This window comes from Nocardia amamiensis NBRC 102102, assembly GCF_001612745.1.
Classification (GTDB): Bacteria; Actinomycetota; Actinomycetes; order Mycobacteriales; family Mycobacteriaceae; genus Nocardia; species Nocardia amamiensis.
Genome location: NZ_BDBA01000147.1, coordinates 1 through 15,185, shown reverse-complemented (window position 1 = coordinate 15,185; position 15,185 = coordinate 1). Strand labels below are relative to the sequence as shown.

The following is a 15,185-nucleotide window of genomic DNA, read 5'->3' as shown; positions in this document are numbered from 1 at the left end:
TGCTAGCCCCGGGGATCTACCACGTTCTTCCCGCTCACGGGAAGTTTTCGGGTGGGTGTGGCGCACGACTCATTGTTGTGGGGGACCGGTGGGTGAAGTTTGCCCGGCGGAGTTAGGCTCGGTCTCGTGACTTCCCATTACGACGTTGTCGTTCTCGGTGCCGGTCCAGGCGGTTACGTCGCCGCCATCCGTGCGGCACAGTTAGGCCTCCGTACCGCGATCGTCGAGCAGAAGTATTGGGGTGGGGTGTGCCTCAATGTCGGCTGCATCCCCTCCAAGGCGCTGCTGCGGAATGCGGAACTGGCACACATCTTCACCAAAGAGGCGAAGACCTTCGGCATCTCCGGCGAGGCGAGCTTCGACTTCGGCGTCGCCTTCGACCGCAGCCGCAAGGTCGCCGACGGCCGCGTCAAGGGCGTCCACTTCCTGATGAAGAAGAACAAGATCGACGAGTTCGACGGCAAGGGCACCTTCACCGGCCCGAACTCGCTCTCGGTCGAGCTCAACAAGGGCGGCACCGAGACGGTCACGTTCGACAACGTGATCATCGCGGCGGGCACCGTCACCAAGCTGCTACCCGGCACTCAGCTGAGCGCGAACGTGGTCACCTACGAGGAGCAGATCCTCACCCGCGACCTGCCCGGCTCGATCCTGATCGTCGGCGCGGGCGCGATCGGCATGGAGTTCGGTTACGTCCTGAAGAACTACGGTGTCGACGTGCGCATCGTCGAGTTCCTCGACCGCGCGCTGCCGAACGAGGACGCGGACGTCTCCAAGGAGATCACCAAGCAGTACAAGAAGCTCGGCATCACCATCACCACCGGTGCCGCCGTGCAGTCCATCGAGGACGACGGCGCCAAGGTCACCGTCTCGATCAAGGACAACAAGACCGGCGCGATCGAGACCGTCACCGTCGACAAGGTGCTGCAAGCCGTCGGCTTCGCGCCGCGGGTCGAGGGCTACGGCCTGGAGACCACCGGCGTGCAGCTCGAACGCGGGGCCATCGTGATCGACGACTACATGCGCACCAACGTGCCGAGCATCTACGCCATCGGCGACGTCACCGGCAAACTGCAGCTCGCGCACGTCGCCGAGGCGCAGGGCGTGGTGGCGGCCGAGACCATCGCGGGCGCGGAGACCGTCACGCTCGGCGACTACCGCATGATGCCGCGCGCCACGTTCTGCCAGCCGCAGGTCGCCAGCTTCGGCCTGACCGAGCAGCAGGCCCGCGACGAGGGCTACGACGTGCAGGTCGCGACCTTCCCGTTCACCGCCAACGGCAAGGCGCACGGCCTCGGCGACCCGACCGGTTTCGTCAAGCTCATCGCCGACGCCAAGTACGGCGAGCTGCTCGGTGGGCACCTCATCGGCCCCGACGTCTCCGAGCTGCTGCCCGAGCTCACCCTGGCGCAGAAGTGGGACCTGACGGTCAACGAGCTGGCCCGCAATGTGCACACCCACCCGACGCTCAGCGAGGCCCTCCAGGAAGCGTTCCACGGCCTGGCCGGCCACATGATCAACTTCTGATCGTCGGCATCAGGGGCGTGTGGTCGTCGGCCGCACGCCCTTCGGCTTGTCCGGCAATGGTTTCCGCGGCAGTAGGGACTTCGGAAGTCGGCGTCGGCGCGGGTGGTCTGCTATACAGCGTGCATGCTTCGTAGGTGGCTGCTCGGAAGTGTGCCGGTGCTCGTCGTCGTGGTGCTGCTCGCGACGGGCACTTATTACCTGATGAACGCCCGCACCTTCCAGTTGGCCGGTCATGTGGTGAGCCGGGTGGACACCGACGCGAAAGTGGTCGCGCTGACCTTGGACGACGGCCCGACCGATCGCGCGCCGGACGTGCTGAGAGTCCTTGCCGAGGCCCAGGTTCCGGCCACTTTCTATCTGAACGGCCGTGATCTCGCTGCGCACCCGGAGCACGGCAGGGCCATCGTGGCGGCGGGCCATGAGATCGGCAATCACACCTATTCACATCGCCGGATGGTGTTCGTCACTCCCGGCACGGTCCGCGACGAAGTGGAGCGCACCGATGCCGAGATCATGAAGACCGGTTACGTCGGCCCGATCACCTTCCGCCCGCCTTACGGTAAGAAGCTCGTGATTCTGCCGCGTTACCTTGCCGAGCACGACCGCGTCACCGTGATGTGGGATGTCGAACCCGATTCCGGGAAGGCCGCCACCGCGGAGGACATCGTGGCCGAAACCCTCGCCGAGGTCCGTCCCGGCTCGATCATCCTGCTGCACGTCATGTTCGGCACGACCGCAGCATTGGCTGCCATCCCGCGCATCGTCGCCGAATTGCGTTCCGCGGGCTACGAATTCGTCACCGTCTCCGACTTGATGTCCCGCTGACCGGATCGGCACGCGCTGGCGATCTGGCACACGGCCTCGCCAGCCGCTGAGCGTGGGCCGGTTGGATGGCTCGCCGAGCCGAAGCGGCCAGCGTTCCGCCGTCGCGGTGAGCAGCCCGAGTGCTCGATGGCCGGGGGCCAGGGTGGCCGCGGACTACCCCAGGCCCTCGCCGATACCGGTGCCCGGCGCGGGGCATCCTCGAGGTGCGCCCCGGCGAGCGGAGCTGCTCGTTTTCGCGGATGCCGTGGAAAGGCCGGTTCCCTGTCCCGCTATCGGGTCGCCGAGCAAGCCGACGTTGCCGCGGTTCGAGCGCGTTGGTGCGACTGCCCGGATCAGAGCATTCCGTATGCATGGGCGGGTGTGAACAGGACCAAGGCACGGCGATCGGCGACCATCGCGTTGCGGTATTCGTCCCAGTCGGGGTGCTCCCCGGAGGCGGTGCGGTAGTAGTCGACGAGCGCGTCGACTGTGGGATCGTCGGGTGCGGCGGCGACCGGCGTGAGCTCCACCGTGCCCTCCAGTACGGCGTAGGCGAAGAAGTCGTCGCGGGTCACGTGCAACGCCGCCCACGGGTCGCGGACCAGGTTGTGATACTTCGCACGGTCGGCGGTGATGGAGATGCGGATGCGGCCGTCCGCGCCGACGACGTGCAGCACGTTGGACAGTTGCGGGCGTCCGTTGCGGCGAATCGTGGTGAGCACGGACCTGCGGTGTTCGCGTGCGAAATCGACTGCGGCGGCGAGTTCCATGCCCATGTAACCAGCGATGACGCCGGGCTCTTCCCGATTCAGTCGCGGTGGTAGGCCGCCTGCGCCTCGAGCACGCGCGGCATGTTGATCTCCAGCACCTGGATGAGTGCTTCCAGATGCGCGGCCACCTCGGCGCCCAGTTCGGTGAGGGTGTATTCGACTCGCGGGGGGATCGTCTCCAGTACCTCCCGGTGCACCATGCCGTCGCGCTCGAGCGCCTGCAGGGTTTGCGACAGCATGCGCTCGCTGACGCCGTCCACCCGGCGGCGCAGGGCGCTGAACCGGTACGGCCCCGCACGCAGCGCGACCAGCGCCAGAGTGCCCCACCGGCTGGCCACATTCTGCAAAACCGGCCGCGAAGTGCAGTTCCGGGCGAAGACATCGGCTTCCAGCGTGGGGTCGTCGGCCTCGGCCGGGACGGTGCGCTGGGTTGTCATGACCGTCATGGTACCCAACTTGACCGCAGTAGTATCAGAATGCATAGTGCTTACGAATAGTTAGTACTAGTTAATCGGACATACCTGGAGGTAGTCATGACCGTCGCCGTGACCGGGGCAAGCGGACAACTGGGCCGACTTGTGGTGGAGGCGCTGTTGCGTGAGGGATCTGCGCAGGTCGTCGCCATCGTGCGCGATCCGCGGAAGGCGGCCGATCTGGCTGCGCGAGGCGTAGACGTCCGGGAGGCCGATTACGGCGACGCGGCGGCCCTGGACCGGGCGTTCGACGGCGTCGACCGGGTACTGCTGATCTCCGGCAACGAGTTCGGCGCCCGGGTGGCCCAGCACGCCAACGTCATTCGTGCGGCCGAGCGCGCCGGTGTCGAGCTGCTCGCCTACACCAGCATCCCAGGGGCAACGGACAACCCGATGATTCTCGCCCAGGAGCACGCGGGGACCGAGGCGGTGCTCGCCGAATCGACCGTGCCCCATGTGCTTCTGCGCAACGGCTGGTACTGGGAGAACTACTTGGGCGGGCTCGCGCACGCCGTAGCGTCGGGTGTGCTGCACGGAGCTGCGGGCGACGGCCGGGTAGCGGGCGCGGCACGCGCCGACTATGCCGAGGCGGCCGCCAGGGTGCTCACCACCGATGGGCACGCTGGCCGGGTATACGAACTCGGCGGCGGTGCATCGCTCACCTATGACGAACTGGCTCAGGCGATTTCGGATGCGGCAGGTAAGCCGGTGCGCTATGTGAACCTGCCGGAGAGGGACTATGGCGCCGCACTGGTCCAAGCGGGGCTGCCGGAGGAATACGCCAAGGCCCTCAGCGATGCCGATACCGGCGTCGCGCGCGGCCTTCTCGACGTGCGCACCGGCGATCTGGAAAAGCTGTTGGGCCGTCCCGCTACCCCGGCCGTCGACGTCTTCCGCGCGGCGCTCGGCTGAAGGCCACTGAACGGCGCGGCTCCCTTCCGGGATCCGCGCCGTTCGCATGCATTCAGACCCACTGCACCAGCTGGATGATGATCCCGTTCGGATCGCCCATCTGGAAGTACCGCTCGCCCCACGGCTCGGTTTCGATGGGCGTCACGATCGGAACTCCTTCGGTTTGCAGCCGGGCGTACTCGGCATCGATGTCGTCGACGACGAAGACCACGAGCAGGCCCTCGCCCGCACTGCCTGCCGCGCTCTTCGGCTTGAAGCTCGCCAGCCCGGTGCGCAGGTAGATGACGTTCAGCCCGGCGTCCGGCCGCTCCAGCGAGACGAATCCGTCGGCCGACATCTTCTCCTCGAATCCGAGGTGGTCGATCAGGAACTTCGCCGAGGCTGCCGGGTCGGGGACGTTGAGCGAGATGGCGGAAGCGGTGATTTTCATGGGTCCTCCCTGGGCGTCGGCTTACTCTGTACTATGTACGCTATACTTTGTAGAGAAATTTCCGGGCGGACGCACTGTGATCTGAATCACGTGAATACCATCGGATGTCGATCACGTGAGGAGGCGGCGGTGGGACAGCCGAAGGAGCGCAGCGGCGCGGGAGACCCGGTGCGCACGCTCGAGCTGCTCTGGCGGATTCCGGCAAGTTCCGGCACCGGCCGCGGGCCGAAGCAACGCAGCAGTGTCGATGCGGTCGTCGCCGCGGCGATCGAGATCGCCGACGCGGAAGGCATCGGCGCGCTCACCATGCGCGCGGTCGCCACCAAACTCGGACTGACGCCGATGGCCACCTACACCTACGTGCCGGGGAAAGCCGAGTTGGTCGACCTGATGCTCGACACGGTCTACGCGCGGATGGAACGCGCCGACCTGAACGGTCTGCCTTGGCGCGAACGCGTCACTCGCGTCGCCGCCGAGAACCGGGCTCTACTGGCGCGGCATCCGTGGGTCGCCTACCTGCCGACCACCCGTCCACCGCTCGGTCCAGGACTCTCCGCGAAATACGACCACGAGCTGCGGGCCTTCGACGGTCTCGGGCTGGACGATGTCGCCATGGACGCCGCGCTGACGTTCGTGCTCGGATTCGTCATGTCCGTCGCCCGGATAGCCATCGACACCGAGCGCGCGGCGGCCGACAGCGCCATGTCGGACCGGCAATGGTGGGAGCGGGCCGCACCGGTGCTGGCCCAGGTCTTCGATTCGGAGCGCTATCCGCTCGCCACGCGTGTCGGCGCGGCCGCGGGCCAGGCGCACGACGCCGCGTACAGCGCCGACCATGCATACGAGTTCGGCTTGGAGCTAGTGCTGGACGGTCTGGCCCGGCGCATCGAGGGCCCGCGCGCCGCGGACCGCTAGGCGTACCGCCTTCGCTCCGCCATGCGCGGACCCGAGGCGTACTTCGTTGAACAGCGCCCTCTATGCGGCTACCTGGCGTCCGCCCCGCCCAGCACGGGGTGTGGACGGACTTCGTTCGACAGTGCCTTTCATGCGTCTGCCTCTGTCGTCACTCGGTCCGATGCGGGGCCTGTGGACGGACTTTGTTCGGCTGCGCCTTTTCTGCGGCTGCGCCTGCCTTCGCTCGACCCGGTGCGGGGCTGTGGACGGATTTCGTCCGAATTCGCCGCTCAGACGCCGTCGCGCTGAATGCGCAGCGCGGTGATGGTGGCGGCCAGACCTTCGTACTGGTTGACCAGCAGGACGATTTCGATCAGGCTGCGTTCGTCGTAGTGCTTGGCCAGCTCCGCCCAGGCGTCGTCGCCGATGTCGCGTTTCTCCACGAGCTGGTCCACCGCTGCCAGCAGCGCGTGGTGCTTCTCCGACCAGCCCGCGGCGGCCGGTCCGACGCGCAGCCGATCGAGGATCTCGGCGGTCACTCCGGCCCGCCTGCCGAGGCGGATGTGATGGTCCATCTCGTAGTCGCATCCACGCAGGTGCGCGACCCGGATGATGACCATCTCGGATTCGTGGCGCGGCAATCGCCCGCCCGGCATCAACCGCCCCGAGTAGTGCAGCCAGCCACGGAACAGGCCCTTGGTGCGGCCGAGCGTGCTGAACAGATGCGCGTCGTCGGTGCCGGCGGCACGGGAAAGTACCTGCCAGGCAACCCAATTGACTGGACCGAGTTCCCGGAGCCGCCCGGGAGAGATGCGTGGTTGCAGCATTGAAACCATGCTGGGACGCCTCCTCGCGTGCTGGTACGGCCGGCGTCGGTGCTGGGCCGTATATCGAGCGTACCCGGACGTCAGCTCGAGGACGGGGGGATCATTCTTTTGCTTTCCAGTGGTTTTCGGGCGGGTACCCCGTCATCATCAGTACCGGTGCGGGTCGCCGCGGCCGCAGTGGGTTCCGTGGTGTCAGGTGTAGGCAACAGGTCGGCAGGGGAACAGATGCTGGTGAGGATCAGGCCCGGAGCGGAGCTTTCCGGTGCCGAGCGGGAATTCGTCGCGTGCCTGCGGTCGTATCCGACGACCGGCCTCGCCGTGATCGACCTGGAGGCGGACAACCGCCGTGTGGACGCGGCGGTGTGGACGCCGCGCGGTCTGACCGTGCTCGAGGTGCACGGGTTCCGGCGCAGGCAGAGCGGCATCCTGAGCACGCCCGCCGAGGGGCCGTGGAAGATCAGTGACGCGCCGGTGGAACTGGACGACCCGGATTCCGGCAGTCCCGCCGATCGCGTGGAGCACGGCATCTACGCAGTGAAGCACATGCTCCAGCGGGCGTTGCAGGATCCGGGACACATCAGCGGCGCCGTCGTATTGGTTCCGTTCCGTGGCGCGGTGGTGCGCCCGGCGCGCACCAACCTGCGCGCGGGGTTGGACGTCGTCGTCGGCAACGTCACAGACGCGACCGAGCTGCGTATCTACCTGGAAGGGTTCTCGGCGGGGCCGCGCAACTGGACCGTGGATCGCGTGATCGGTGCGTGCAACGCGCTCGGTCTCGCGGAACTCGCCCCGGCCCGCGCCGAACTGCTCGACGCGGGCTTCGAGGAGAACGCGCCGGAGCCGGCGACGATGATCGCGCGCCAACCCAAGCCGCGGGTCGAGCCGACGCCCGGCGTCGCGACGAAGGGCCAGGCGTACGCGGGCTGGTCCGTCGTGGTGGTCGCGGTGGTCGGCGTCCTGCTCGTGCTCGCCGTGATCGGCAGTGCGCTGATGCAGGACTCGACCCAACCGACTCGGGTGACCGACACCACGACGAGCCCGACGCCGTCGCCGCCGCCGTACCGGCCCGCCGAGTGCTGGCCGTTCCAACCGGGCTGCTGACTCAATCCCGTACGGCCCGGCCCAGTTTGGTGAGTAGCAGCGCATGCTGCGCGCGGGCCAGCACATGTGCCCGGGAGGTGTCGATATGGGCGATGAGGGCTGCCAACGCGGCGTCCACCGCACCGGACAGCAGGTGTTCGGCGATCGCGATGTGCTCGGCGGTCATCGTGGCGATCCGTTCCGGGGTCGGCATGTCCAGCGTCCGCACCGGACGCACCCGGACGTGCACCGCGTCGAGCGCGTCGGCGAGCGCGGCGTTGCCCGCCGCCGCGAGCAATGCGGTGTGGAACCGTTCGTCGGCGGCCACCAGCGCGGGTCCCGGTTCGGGCGGGTTGTCGCGCAGCGCGCGCCAGGTGTCGAGTTCCGCGCGCACCAGGTCCATGTCGTGCGCGTGTTCCGGCCGGGCCCGCTGGATGCCCCTGGCTTCCAACACGATCCGCAGCTCGTAGAGGTGGTCGAGTTCGTCGAGCCGGGGACGATACGGGTACAGGCCGTCGGAGAGTCGCTCGACCAATCCGTCGGCCTGCAGCCGAGCCAGCGCTTCACGTACCGGGGTGCGCGAGACCCCATAGGCCTCGGCGAGGCGTTCTTCGCCGAGTCGTTCGGTCGGCACGATGACTCCGGTGGCCAGATCCCGTCGCAGCGAGTCGTAGACCTGCTCACGCAACGGAATCCGACCCCTGTTGCGGGTCACGGCGGTACTCAGATCGCCATCGCCGAGCGGACCGCGCTCTCGGCGCCCGCGCCGCCTGCGCCCGTGGCGGCCACCCGGCCCGATTGCAGGACGTAGTAGCGCTGCGCCGCCTGCAACGCGAACCCGATGTGCTGCTCGACCAGCAGCACGCTCAATCCGCCGCGCCGGGTGAGCGCCATGAGGGTGCGCTCGATCTCGGCGACCACCGACGGCTGGATGCCTTCGGTCGGCTCGTCGAGGATGAGCAGCTTGGGCTCGGTGATCAGCGCACGCGCGATGGCGAGCTGCTGACGCTGGCCGCCGGACAACAGGCCCGCCTTGCGGGTGAGCAGGTCGCGCAGCGCGGGGAACAGATCCAGTGACTCGTCGATCAGCGCCTTGCCCCGCTTGCGCCCGTCCGCGACGACCTGCAAGTTCTCCGCGGTGGTCAGCTGAGGGAAGCTCTGCTGTCCCTGCGGCACGTAAGCGATGCCGCGGCGCACACGTCGCGACGGGGACAGTTTGGTGATGGTCTCTCCGTCGAATGCGATCCGCCCCGATTTCGTGCCGATCAGGCCGACGGCGGTGCGCAGCAGCGTGGTCTTGCCCGCGCCGTTGTGTCCCATGACGGCGACCACGCTGTCATCCGGGACGGTCACCGAGACGCCGTGGATGACCTCGGTGCGGCCGTAGCCGGAGTGGATATCGGTGAGCTCCAGCATCCCTATGCCCTTTCGTCTGCCAGCTCGGTCCCGATGGCCGCGGCGGTGCCGAGATAGACCTCTTGGACTTTCGGGTCCGCCTGCACCTGCTCGACGGTGCCCTCGCTGAGCACTGTGCCGCCCGCGAGGACCGTCACCGAGCTGGCGAAGGCACGCATGAAGTCCATGTCGTGCTCGACCACCACAACCACGCGTTCACCGCCGATGCGGCGCAGCAGGTTTCCGGTCTCCTCGCGTTCCTCCGCGCTCATCCCGGCGACCGGCTCGTCCAGCAGCAGCACCGAGGCGTTCTGCACCAGCAGCATGCCGATCTCCAGCCACTGCTTCTGCCCGTGCGCCAAGACGCCGGCGGGTTTGTCGCGCAGATCGGCCAGGCCGGTGGTCTCCAGCGCCTCCTCGATGCTCGGCAGCACCGATTTGCGGCGGCGCAGCATGGTGAGCGCCGAGCGGCCCGCGCCCGCGGCGATGTCGAGATTCTGCAGCACGCTGAGCTGTTCGAAGACGCTCGCGGTCTGGAACGTTCGCCCCACGCCGAGCCGGGCGATCTGATGCACCTTCTTGCCGAGCAGCTCGACGCCGGTCTTCTGGGCCGATCCGGTCGCCGGAACGAGCCCGGTGATCGCATCGATGATCGTGGTCTTGCCCGCGCCATTGGGGCCGATGAGGAAGCGCAGGTCGCCCTGCAGCACGGTCAGGTCGACATCGCTGACGGCCTTGAAGCCGTCGAAACTCACCGAGAGGCCGCGGATCTCGAGGTACTCGCTGGACATTCCGGCGTTGCCGCCGAGTTTGGGTTCGTGTGCCGTCTCGGTCATCGGGATTCCACTTTCTCGGTCACGGGTTCCGGCGGTGTCTCGGCCAGCACGGCAGGAGCTGGCGCCGCTGAACCGCGGAATCGGCCCTCCACCAGCCCTTTCACCATCGGCCACAGTCCGGCGAGTCCGGCCGGGACGAAACCGACCACCACGATGAACAGCACGCCTTGCAGGTAGGTCCACCCGGACGGGAACTCCTCGGAGAACACGGTCTGCGCCCAGGCGACGCCGATCGCGCCGAGCACCGGCCCGAGCAGGGTGGTGCGCCCGCCGATCGCTACACCGATGAGGAAGGCGATGGACGGGACGACGCCGATGTCGGCGGGGGAGATGATGCCGACGATCGGGGTGAACAGCGCGCCCGCGATACCCGCGAAGAAGGCGGCGACCACGTAGGCGACGATCTTCACGTTCGCGGGGTCGTACCCCAGGAAGCGCACCCGCTCCTCCTGGTCGCGCACCGCGACGAGCAGTTCGCCGTATCTGCTGTGCATCAGCTGCCGCACCAGCGCGACCACCACCAGCAGGGTGCCCGCGGCGAAGAAGAACAGCATGCGCCGGTTCACCGGGTCGGACAGCTTGAAACCGAAGAACGCGCGGAAATCCGACAGGCCGGTGAACCCGCCGATGGCCTGCTGACCGGTCAGCAGGATGGCCAGCGCTGCGGCCAGCGCTTGGCTGAGGATGGCGAAGTAGGCGCCCTTCACCCGGCGCTTGAACACGCCGTACCCGAGCGCCGCCGCGACCAGTGCGGGCAGCACCAGGATGCCGAGCAGCGCCACCGGAGCCGACGCGAAAGGCCGCCAGAACGACGGCAATTCGCGAATCCCCGCGATCTCCATGAACTCCGGTACATCGTTGCCGAGCCGCGCGGCGTCGGCCATTTGCAGGTGCATGGCCATGATGTAGGCGCCGATACCGAAGAACACGCCTTGACCGAGGGTCAGCATGCCACCGCGGCCCCAGGCCAGTCCGATGCCCACCGCGACGATCGCGAAGCACAGGAACTTCGCCAGCAGGTTGAGCCGGAAGTCGCTGAGCACCGCGGGAGCGACCGCGAACAACAGAACGGCGGCGACCGCGAATCCGGCCAGTGCGGTGAGCGAGGAATGCGCACGCCACCGTTGCACGAGTGTGGTCAAGCCAGACTCCTTGTCCGGACGGTGAACAGGCCCTGCGGGCGAACCTGCAGGAAGATCACGATGACGACGAAGACGATGACCTTCGCGATGGACGCGGTGGTCGAGTACTCGATGTAGGAATTGAGCAGGCCGAGCGCGAACGCGGCGATCACCGTGCCCTTGATCTGGCCGAGTCCGCCGATGACCACCACGAGGAACGCGTCGATCAGATAGCTCTGGCCGATGGTCGGGCTGGTGGAACCGATCAGAGTGAGCGCGACACCGGCCACCCCGGCCAGGCCCGAGCCGATGAAGAAGGTGCTGATGTCGGTGAAACGGCTGGAGACACCGGAGGTTTCGGCCAAGCCCCGGTTCTGCACGACCGCACGGATGCGCCTGCCCAGCGGCGTCGTCTTCAGCACCGCGGCCAGCGCGGTCACCGCGACGACCGCGAGGACCAGGATGAAGATGCGCGTCTTCGGCACCACCGCGCCCAGGATCGTGACGCCACCGCTGAGCCATTCCGGCGCGATGACGTTCTTGGCAGGCGCGCCGAAGATGTCGCGAGCCAGCTGTTGCAACACCAGCCCGACACCAAAGGTGACCAGCAGGGTATCCAGCGGCCGGTCGTACATCCAGCGGATCAGGCCCATCTCCAGCGCGGCGCCCAGCAGTCCGCCGACCAGGAAGCCGATCAGCAGGGAGACGACGAGTGATATTCCGGCCGACGAAATGACCTTCTGCACAACGTAGGTCGTGTAGCAACCGGCCATGATGAACTCGCCGTGCGCCATGTTGATCACGCCCATCTGACCGAAGGTCAGCGAGAGCCCGAGCGCGGCGAGCAAGAGAATCGATCCCAGGCTCAGCCCCGTGAAGAGCTGTCCGATCACAACATCCATGGGAGGAAGCTCCTGTTTGTTGGTCAGGCAACGCTCGGCGGCGCTGCGTGTTCAGGGCCTGTGTGGCTCGTGTTCGGGCGGCCGTCGTGGACGGGACGCCCGCCCGAACACGAGCCGTGCAATCCGCGGCCCCCCTCATTGCTCGCTGCGAAGCGACCGCCGCCCGCGACCTCGTCGCGAAATGCACCGGCCACCCGCGGCTGGGCCGCGGCTGCGGATTACTTCAGGCCCTTCGCCCAGTCGTAGGACTTCAGGTACGGGTCCGGGGTCACCGACTTGCCGGAGTCCCAGACGGTGTAGATGAGGCCGTCGGGGCGGATTTCGCCGATGCGGGCGGTCTTGGTGATGTGGTGATTCGAGCCGTCGATGGTGACCAGGCCCTCGGGGGCTTCGAAGCTCACGCCGTCGGCGGCGGCCTGAATGTCCGCCACCTTGAACGACTTCGCCTTCTCGACGGTGTTCTTCCACAGGTAGACCGACGCGTAGGCGGCTTCCATCGGGTCCGAGGTCGGCTTCTCGGCGCCGAACGCGGCCTTGTAGTCGGCGACGAACTTCTTGTTCAGCGGGGTGTCGACGGTCTGGTAGTAGTTCCACGCGGTGAGCTGGCCCGCGATGTTCTGCGCGCCGATGCCCGCGACCTCCTCCTCGGCGATCGACACCGAGATCACCGGCATCTCAGCGGCTTTCAGGCCCGCGCTGGTGTACTCGCGGAAGAACGCGACATTGGAATCGCCGTTGAGGGTGTTGAACACCGCGCCCGCCTTGGCGGTGCGGACCTTGTTCACGATGGTGGAGAAGTCGGTGGAGCCGAGCGGGGTGTAGTCCTCGCCCTTGATCTCGATGCCGTTGGCCGCGGCGTATGCCTTGATCTCGCGATTGGCGGTCTGCGGGAAGACGTAGTCGCTACCGACCAGGTAGAGCGAGGTGATGCCCTTCTGCTTCAGGTAGTCCAGCGCCGGGATGATCTGCTGGTTGGTGGTCGCGCCGGTGTAGAAGATGTTCTTGCTGTCCTCCAGGCCCTCGTACTGCACGGGGTAGTAGAGCAGCGAGTTGAGGCTCTCGAACTTCGGCTTCATGGCCTTGCGGCTCGAGGAGGTCCAGCCGCCGAACACCGCGGCGACGCAGTCGGAGCTGATCAGCTTCTCCGCCTTCTCCGCGAAGGTCTTCGGGTCCGAAGCGCCGTCCTCCAGCACCAGCTCGATCTTCTTGCCGAGCACGCCGCCCGCGGCGTTGATCTGGTCGACGGCCAGCTTGGTGGAGTTGGCGACGGTGACCTCGGAGATGGCCATCGTGCCGGACAGCGAGTGCAGTGAGCCGACCTTGATCGTGTCCTTCGAGGTGTCCACGCAGGATGCGGCGTTCGATCCGGTCGAGGCGTCGTCCTTGGCGCCGCAGGCGGTCAGCAACAGGCCGGCGAGCGCGACCGCGGTCGGTACCGCCATCGCCTTGACCAAGCGCCGGTGGCGCGGGATGGCACGGGAATCTGACATGGGGCGGACCCTTCTCCTCATCAGGTGTGCGGCGGCGCTGGATGCGCGCCGCAGCGAATACCCGCGGCTTTTGACCCGGTCACGGCGGTACACCGGGCTGTATACAACCGCTGTATTCGTGATGCGAACGGTAGACATAAGTTGTTGCGCCGGAATATCTCTCGATAACGAGTCCGTTTCGTCTGTTGCGCGCGTGTGAACCTTTGCGGTCGATCGCGGGTGGGCAGTTGTGAGGTCTTGGCAAACCCGCTGGCGGGGTGGCTGTGGCTACGGTTGCGTAGCGTGGCCGCGATGCGGCACGCTTCGATTCGTACGAGGTCGCAACCGTCTGTCCCGGCGGCGCCTGCCCCGGACTCGAGTCGAGGAGGACGAGATGGGCCACTACAAGGCGAACCTGCGGGATATCGAGTTCAACCTCTTCGAAGTGCTCCAACTGGGCAAGCTCCTCGACACCGGCGCCTACGGCGACCTCGACTCCGACACGGCCCGGGAGATCCTGGCCGAGGTCAGGCGGTTGGCGGAAGGCCCCGTCGCGGACTCCTTCGCCGCGGCCGACCGAGAGCCGGTGGTGTACGACGCGACCACGTTCTCGATCTCGGTTCCGGAGCCGCTGCGCAAGACCGTCGCCGCCGTGCGCGAGGCGGACTGGAGCCGACTGGGCATACCGGAAGGCATCGGCGGCATTTCTGCGCCCGCGGCGCTGGTGTGGGCGGTCGCCGAGATGATCATCTGCGCCAATCCGTCGGCGTCGTTCTTCAACATGGGCCCCGTCATGGCGTCCGTGCTGTACAACGTCGGCACCGAGCAGCAGAAGCACTGGGCCACGCTCGGCTTCGAGAAGGGCTGGCAGGGCACCATGGTGCTGACCGAGCCCGACGCGGGTTCGGACGTGGGCGCCGGACGAACCAAAGCGATCAGGCAGGAAGACGGCTCCTGGCACATCGAGGGCGTCAAGCGCTTCATCTCCGGCGCCGAGGTCGGCGACACGGCGGAGAACGTCTTCCACCTGGTGCTGGCCCGGCCGGAGGGCGCGGGACCGGGCACCAAGGGCCTGTCCCTGTTCTACGTGCCGAAGTTCCTGTTCGACCACGAGACCCTGGCGCTCGGCGAGCGCAACGGTGTGTACGTCACCGGAGTCGAGCACAAGATGGGCTTGAAGTCCTCGCCCACCTGCGAGGTGACTTTCGGCGGCAGCGGTGTGCCCGCCAAAGGCTGGCTGGTCGGCGAGGTGCACAACGGCATCGCGCAGATGTTCCAGGTGATCGAGAACGCGCGCATGATGGTCGGCGTCAAATCCGCAGGCACCCTGTCGACCGGCTACTTGAACGCGTTGGACTACGCCAAGGAACGGATCCAGGGCGCCGACCTGACCCAGATGACCGACAAGGCCGCGCCGCGGGTGACCATCATCCGCCACCCGGACGTGCGGCGCTCGCTGGCCATGCAGAAGGCGTATGCCGAGGGCCTGCGCGCCGTGTACCTCTACACGGCAGCCCATCAGAACGATGATGTAGCACAGCATGTTTCCGGTGCCGGACCCGATCTGGCGCACCGGGTGGACGATCTGCTGCTGCCGATCGTCAAGGGTGTCGGTTCCGAGCGGGCCTACCAGTACCTGACCGAGTCGCTGCAAACGGTGGGTGGCTCGGGCTATCTCCAGGACTATCCGATCGAGCAGTACATCCGGGACGCGAAGATCGACTCGCTGTACGAGGGCACCACCG

General features: G+C 67.2%; 16 protein-coding genes. 6 read left to right on the top strand and 10 right to left on the bottom strand.

Annotation, left to right across the window (positions count from 1 at the left end; genetic code table 11):
- Positions 1-126 precede the first annotated feature (126 nt).
- Both lpdA and NA4_RS25145 read left to right on the top strand, forming a co-directional pair.
- Positions 127-1,527, top strand: coding sequence for a dihydrolipoyl dehydrogenase (gene lpdA / locus NA4_RS25150; RefSeq protein WP_067474852.1), 1,401 nt, complete (start codon positions 127-129; stop codon positions 1,525-1,527).
- Between the two features lie 123 nt (positions 1,528-1,650).
- A complete protein-coding gene (locus NA4_RS25145; RefSeq protein ID WP_067474848.1) occupies positions 1,651-2,352 on the top strand; it encodes a polysaccharide deacetylase family protein in 702 nt (233 codons plus the stop codon).
- 332 nt (positions 2,353-2,684) lie between these two features.
- On the opposite strand, the gene NA4_RS25140 is transcribed toward NA4_RS25145, so the two are convergent.
- Both NA4_RS25140 and NA4_RS25135 read right to left on the bottom strand, forming a co-directional pair.
- The gene (locus NA4_RS25140) at positions 2,685-3,101 is read right to left on the bottom strand and encodes a PPOX class F420-dependent oxidoreductase (RefSeq protein WP_067474845.1); all 417 of its coding nucleotides are present in this window, start codon (positions 3,099-3,101) and stop codon (positions 2,685-2,687) included.
- 38 nt (positions 3,102-3,139) lie between these two features.
- Positions 3,140-3,538, bottom strand: coding sequence for a winged helix-turn-helix transcriptional regulator (locus NA4_RS25135; protein WP_067474909.1), 399 nt, complete (start codon positions 3,536-3,538; stop codon positions 3,140-3,142).
- Positions 3,539-3,634: 96 nt separating this feature from the next.
- Between NA4_RS25135 and NA4_RS25130 the strand changes: the two genes are divergently transcribed.
- Positions 3,635-4,486 (top strand): SDR family oxidoreductase, encoded by an 852-nt coding sequence (locus tag NA4_RS25130; RefSeq protein WP_067474842.1) that lies wholly within the window; start codon positions 3,635-3,637, stop codon positions 4,484-4,486.
- Positions 4,487-4,538: 52 nt separating this feature from the next.
- On the opposite strand, the gene NA4_RS25125 is transcribed toward NA4_RS25130, so the two are convergent.
- Complete coding sequence (locus NA4_RS25125; RefSeq protein ID WP_067474839.1) at positions 4,539-4,916, bottom strand: VOC family protein; 378 nt, start codon at positions 4,914-4,916, stop codon at positions 4,539-4,541.
- A gap of 129 nt (positions 4,917-5,045) precedes the next feature.
- Between NA4_RS25125 and NA4_RS25120 the strand changes: the two genes are divergently transcribed.
- Positions 5,046-5,831 carry a TetR/AcrR family transcriptional regulator C-terminal domain-containing protein gene (locus NA4_RS25120; RefSeq protein ID WP_067474837.1) on the top strand — a complete coding sequence of 262 codons (786 nt, stop codon included), beginning with the start codon at positions 5,046-5,048 and terminating at the stop codon, positions 5,829-5,831.
- 269 nt (positions 5,832-6,100) lie between these two features.
- Here NA4_RS25120 and NA4_RS25115 read toward each other — a convergent pair whose 3' ends face one another.
- Positions 6,101-6,634 (bottom strand): carboxymuconolactone decarboxylase family protein, encoded by a 534-nt coding sequence (locus NA4_RS25115; protein ID WP_084497430.1) that lies wholly within the window; start codon positions 6,632-6,634, stop codon positions 6,101-6,103.
- Positions 6,635-6,862: 228 nt separating this feature from the next.
- Here NA4_RS25115 and NA4_RS25110 point away from each other — a divergent pair, with 228 nt between their 5' ends.
- Positions 6,863-7,738, top strand: a complete 876-nt coding sequence (locus NA4_RS25110; protein ID WP_067474831.1) for a hypothetical protein — start codon at positions 6,863-6,865, stop codon at positions 7,736-7,738.
- 1 nt (position 7,739) lies between these two features.
- Here NA4_RS25110 and NA4_RS25105 read toward each other — a convergent pair whose 3' ends face one another.
- The 6 genes from NA4_RS25105 to urtA all read right to left on the bottom strand — a co-directional run bounded on the left by NA4_RS25105 (position 7,740) and on the right by urtA (position 13,461).
- Positions 7,740-8,432 (bottom strand): GntR family transcriptional regulator, encoded by a 693-nt coding sequence (locus NA4_RS25105; protein ID WP_067474828.1) that lies wholly within the window; start codon positions 8,430-8,432, stop codon positions 7,740-7,742.
- Between the two features lie 8 nt (positions 8,433-8,440).
- Positions 8,441-9,133, bottom strand: coding sequence for an urea ABC transporter ATP-binding subunit UrtE (gene urtE / locus NA4_RS25100; protein ID WP_067474824.1), 693 nt, complete (start codon positions 9,131-9,133; stop codon positions 8,441-8,443).
- 2 nt (positions 9,134-9,135) lie between these two features.
- Positions 9,136-9,948, bottom strand: a complete 813-nt coding sequence (urtD, locus tag NA4_RS25095) for an urea ABC transporter ATP-binding protein UrtD (RefSeq protein ID WP_067474821.1) — start codon at positions 9,946-9,948, stop codon at positions 9,136-9,138.
- A complete protein-coding gene (gene urtC / locus NA4_RS25090) occupies positions 9,945-11,090 on the bottom strand; it encodes an urea ABC transporter permease subunit UrtC (RefSeq protein ID WP_084497426.1) in 1,146 nt (381 codons plus the stop codon). The genes urtD and urtC overlap by 4 nt, the downstream gene beginning before the upstream one ends.
- Positions 11,087-11,971, bottom strand: coding sequence for an urea ABC transporter permease subunit UrtB (gene urtB, locus NA4_RS25085; RefSeq protein WP_067474818.1), 885 nt, complete (start codon positions 11,969-11,971; stop codon positions 11,087-11,089). The genes urtC and urtB overlap by 4 nt, the downstream gene beginning before the upstream one ends.
- A 218-nt stretch (positions 11,972-12,189) precedes the next feature.
- The gene (gene urtA, locus NA4_RS25080; protein WP_067474815.1) at positions 12,190-13,461 is read right to left on the bottom strand and encodes an urea ABC transporter substrate-binding protein; all 1,272 of its coding nucleotides are present in this window, start codon (positions 13,459-13,461) and stop codon (positions 12,190-12,192) included.
- Positions 13,462-13,834: 373 nt separating this feature from the next.
- Between urtA and NA4_RS25075 the strand changes: the two genes are divergently transcribed.
- A partial coding sequence (locus NA4_RS25075; RefSeq protein ID WP_067474812.1) for an acyl-CoA dehydrogenase family protein occupies positions 13,835-15,185 on the top strand: 1,351 nt, incomplete at its 3' end.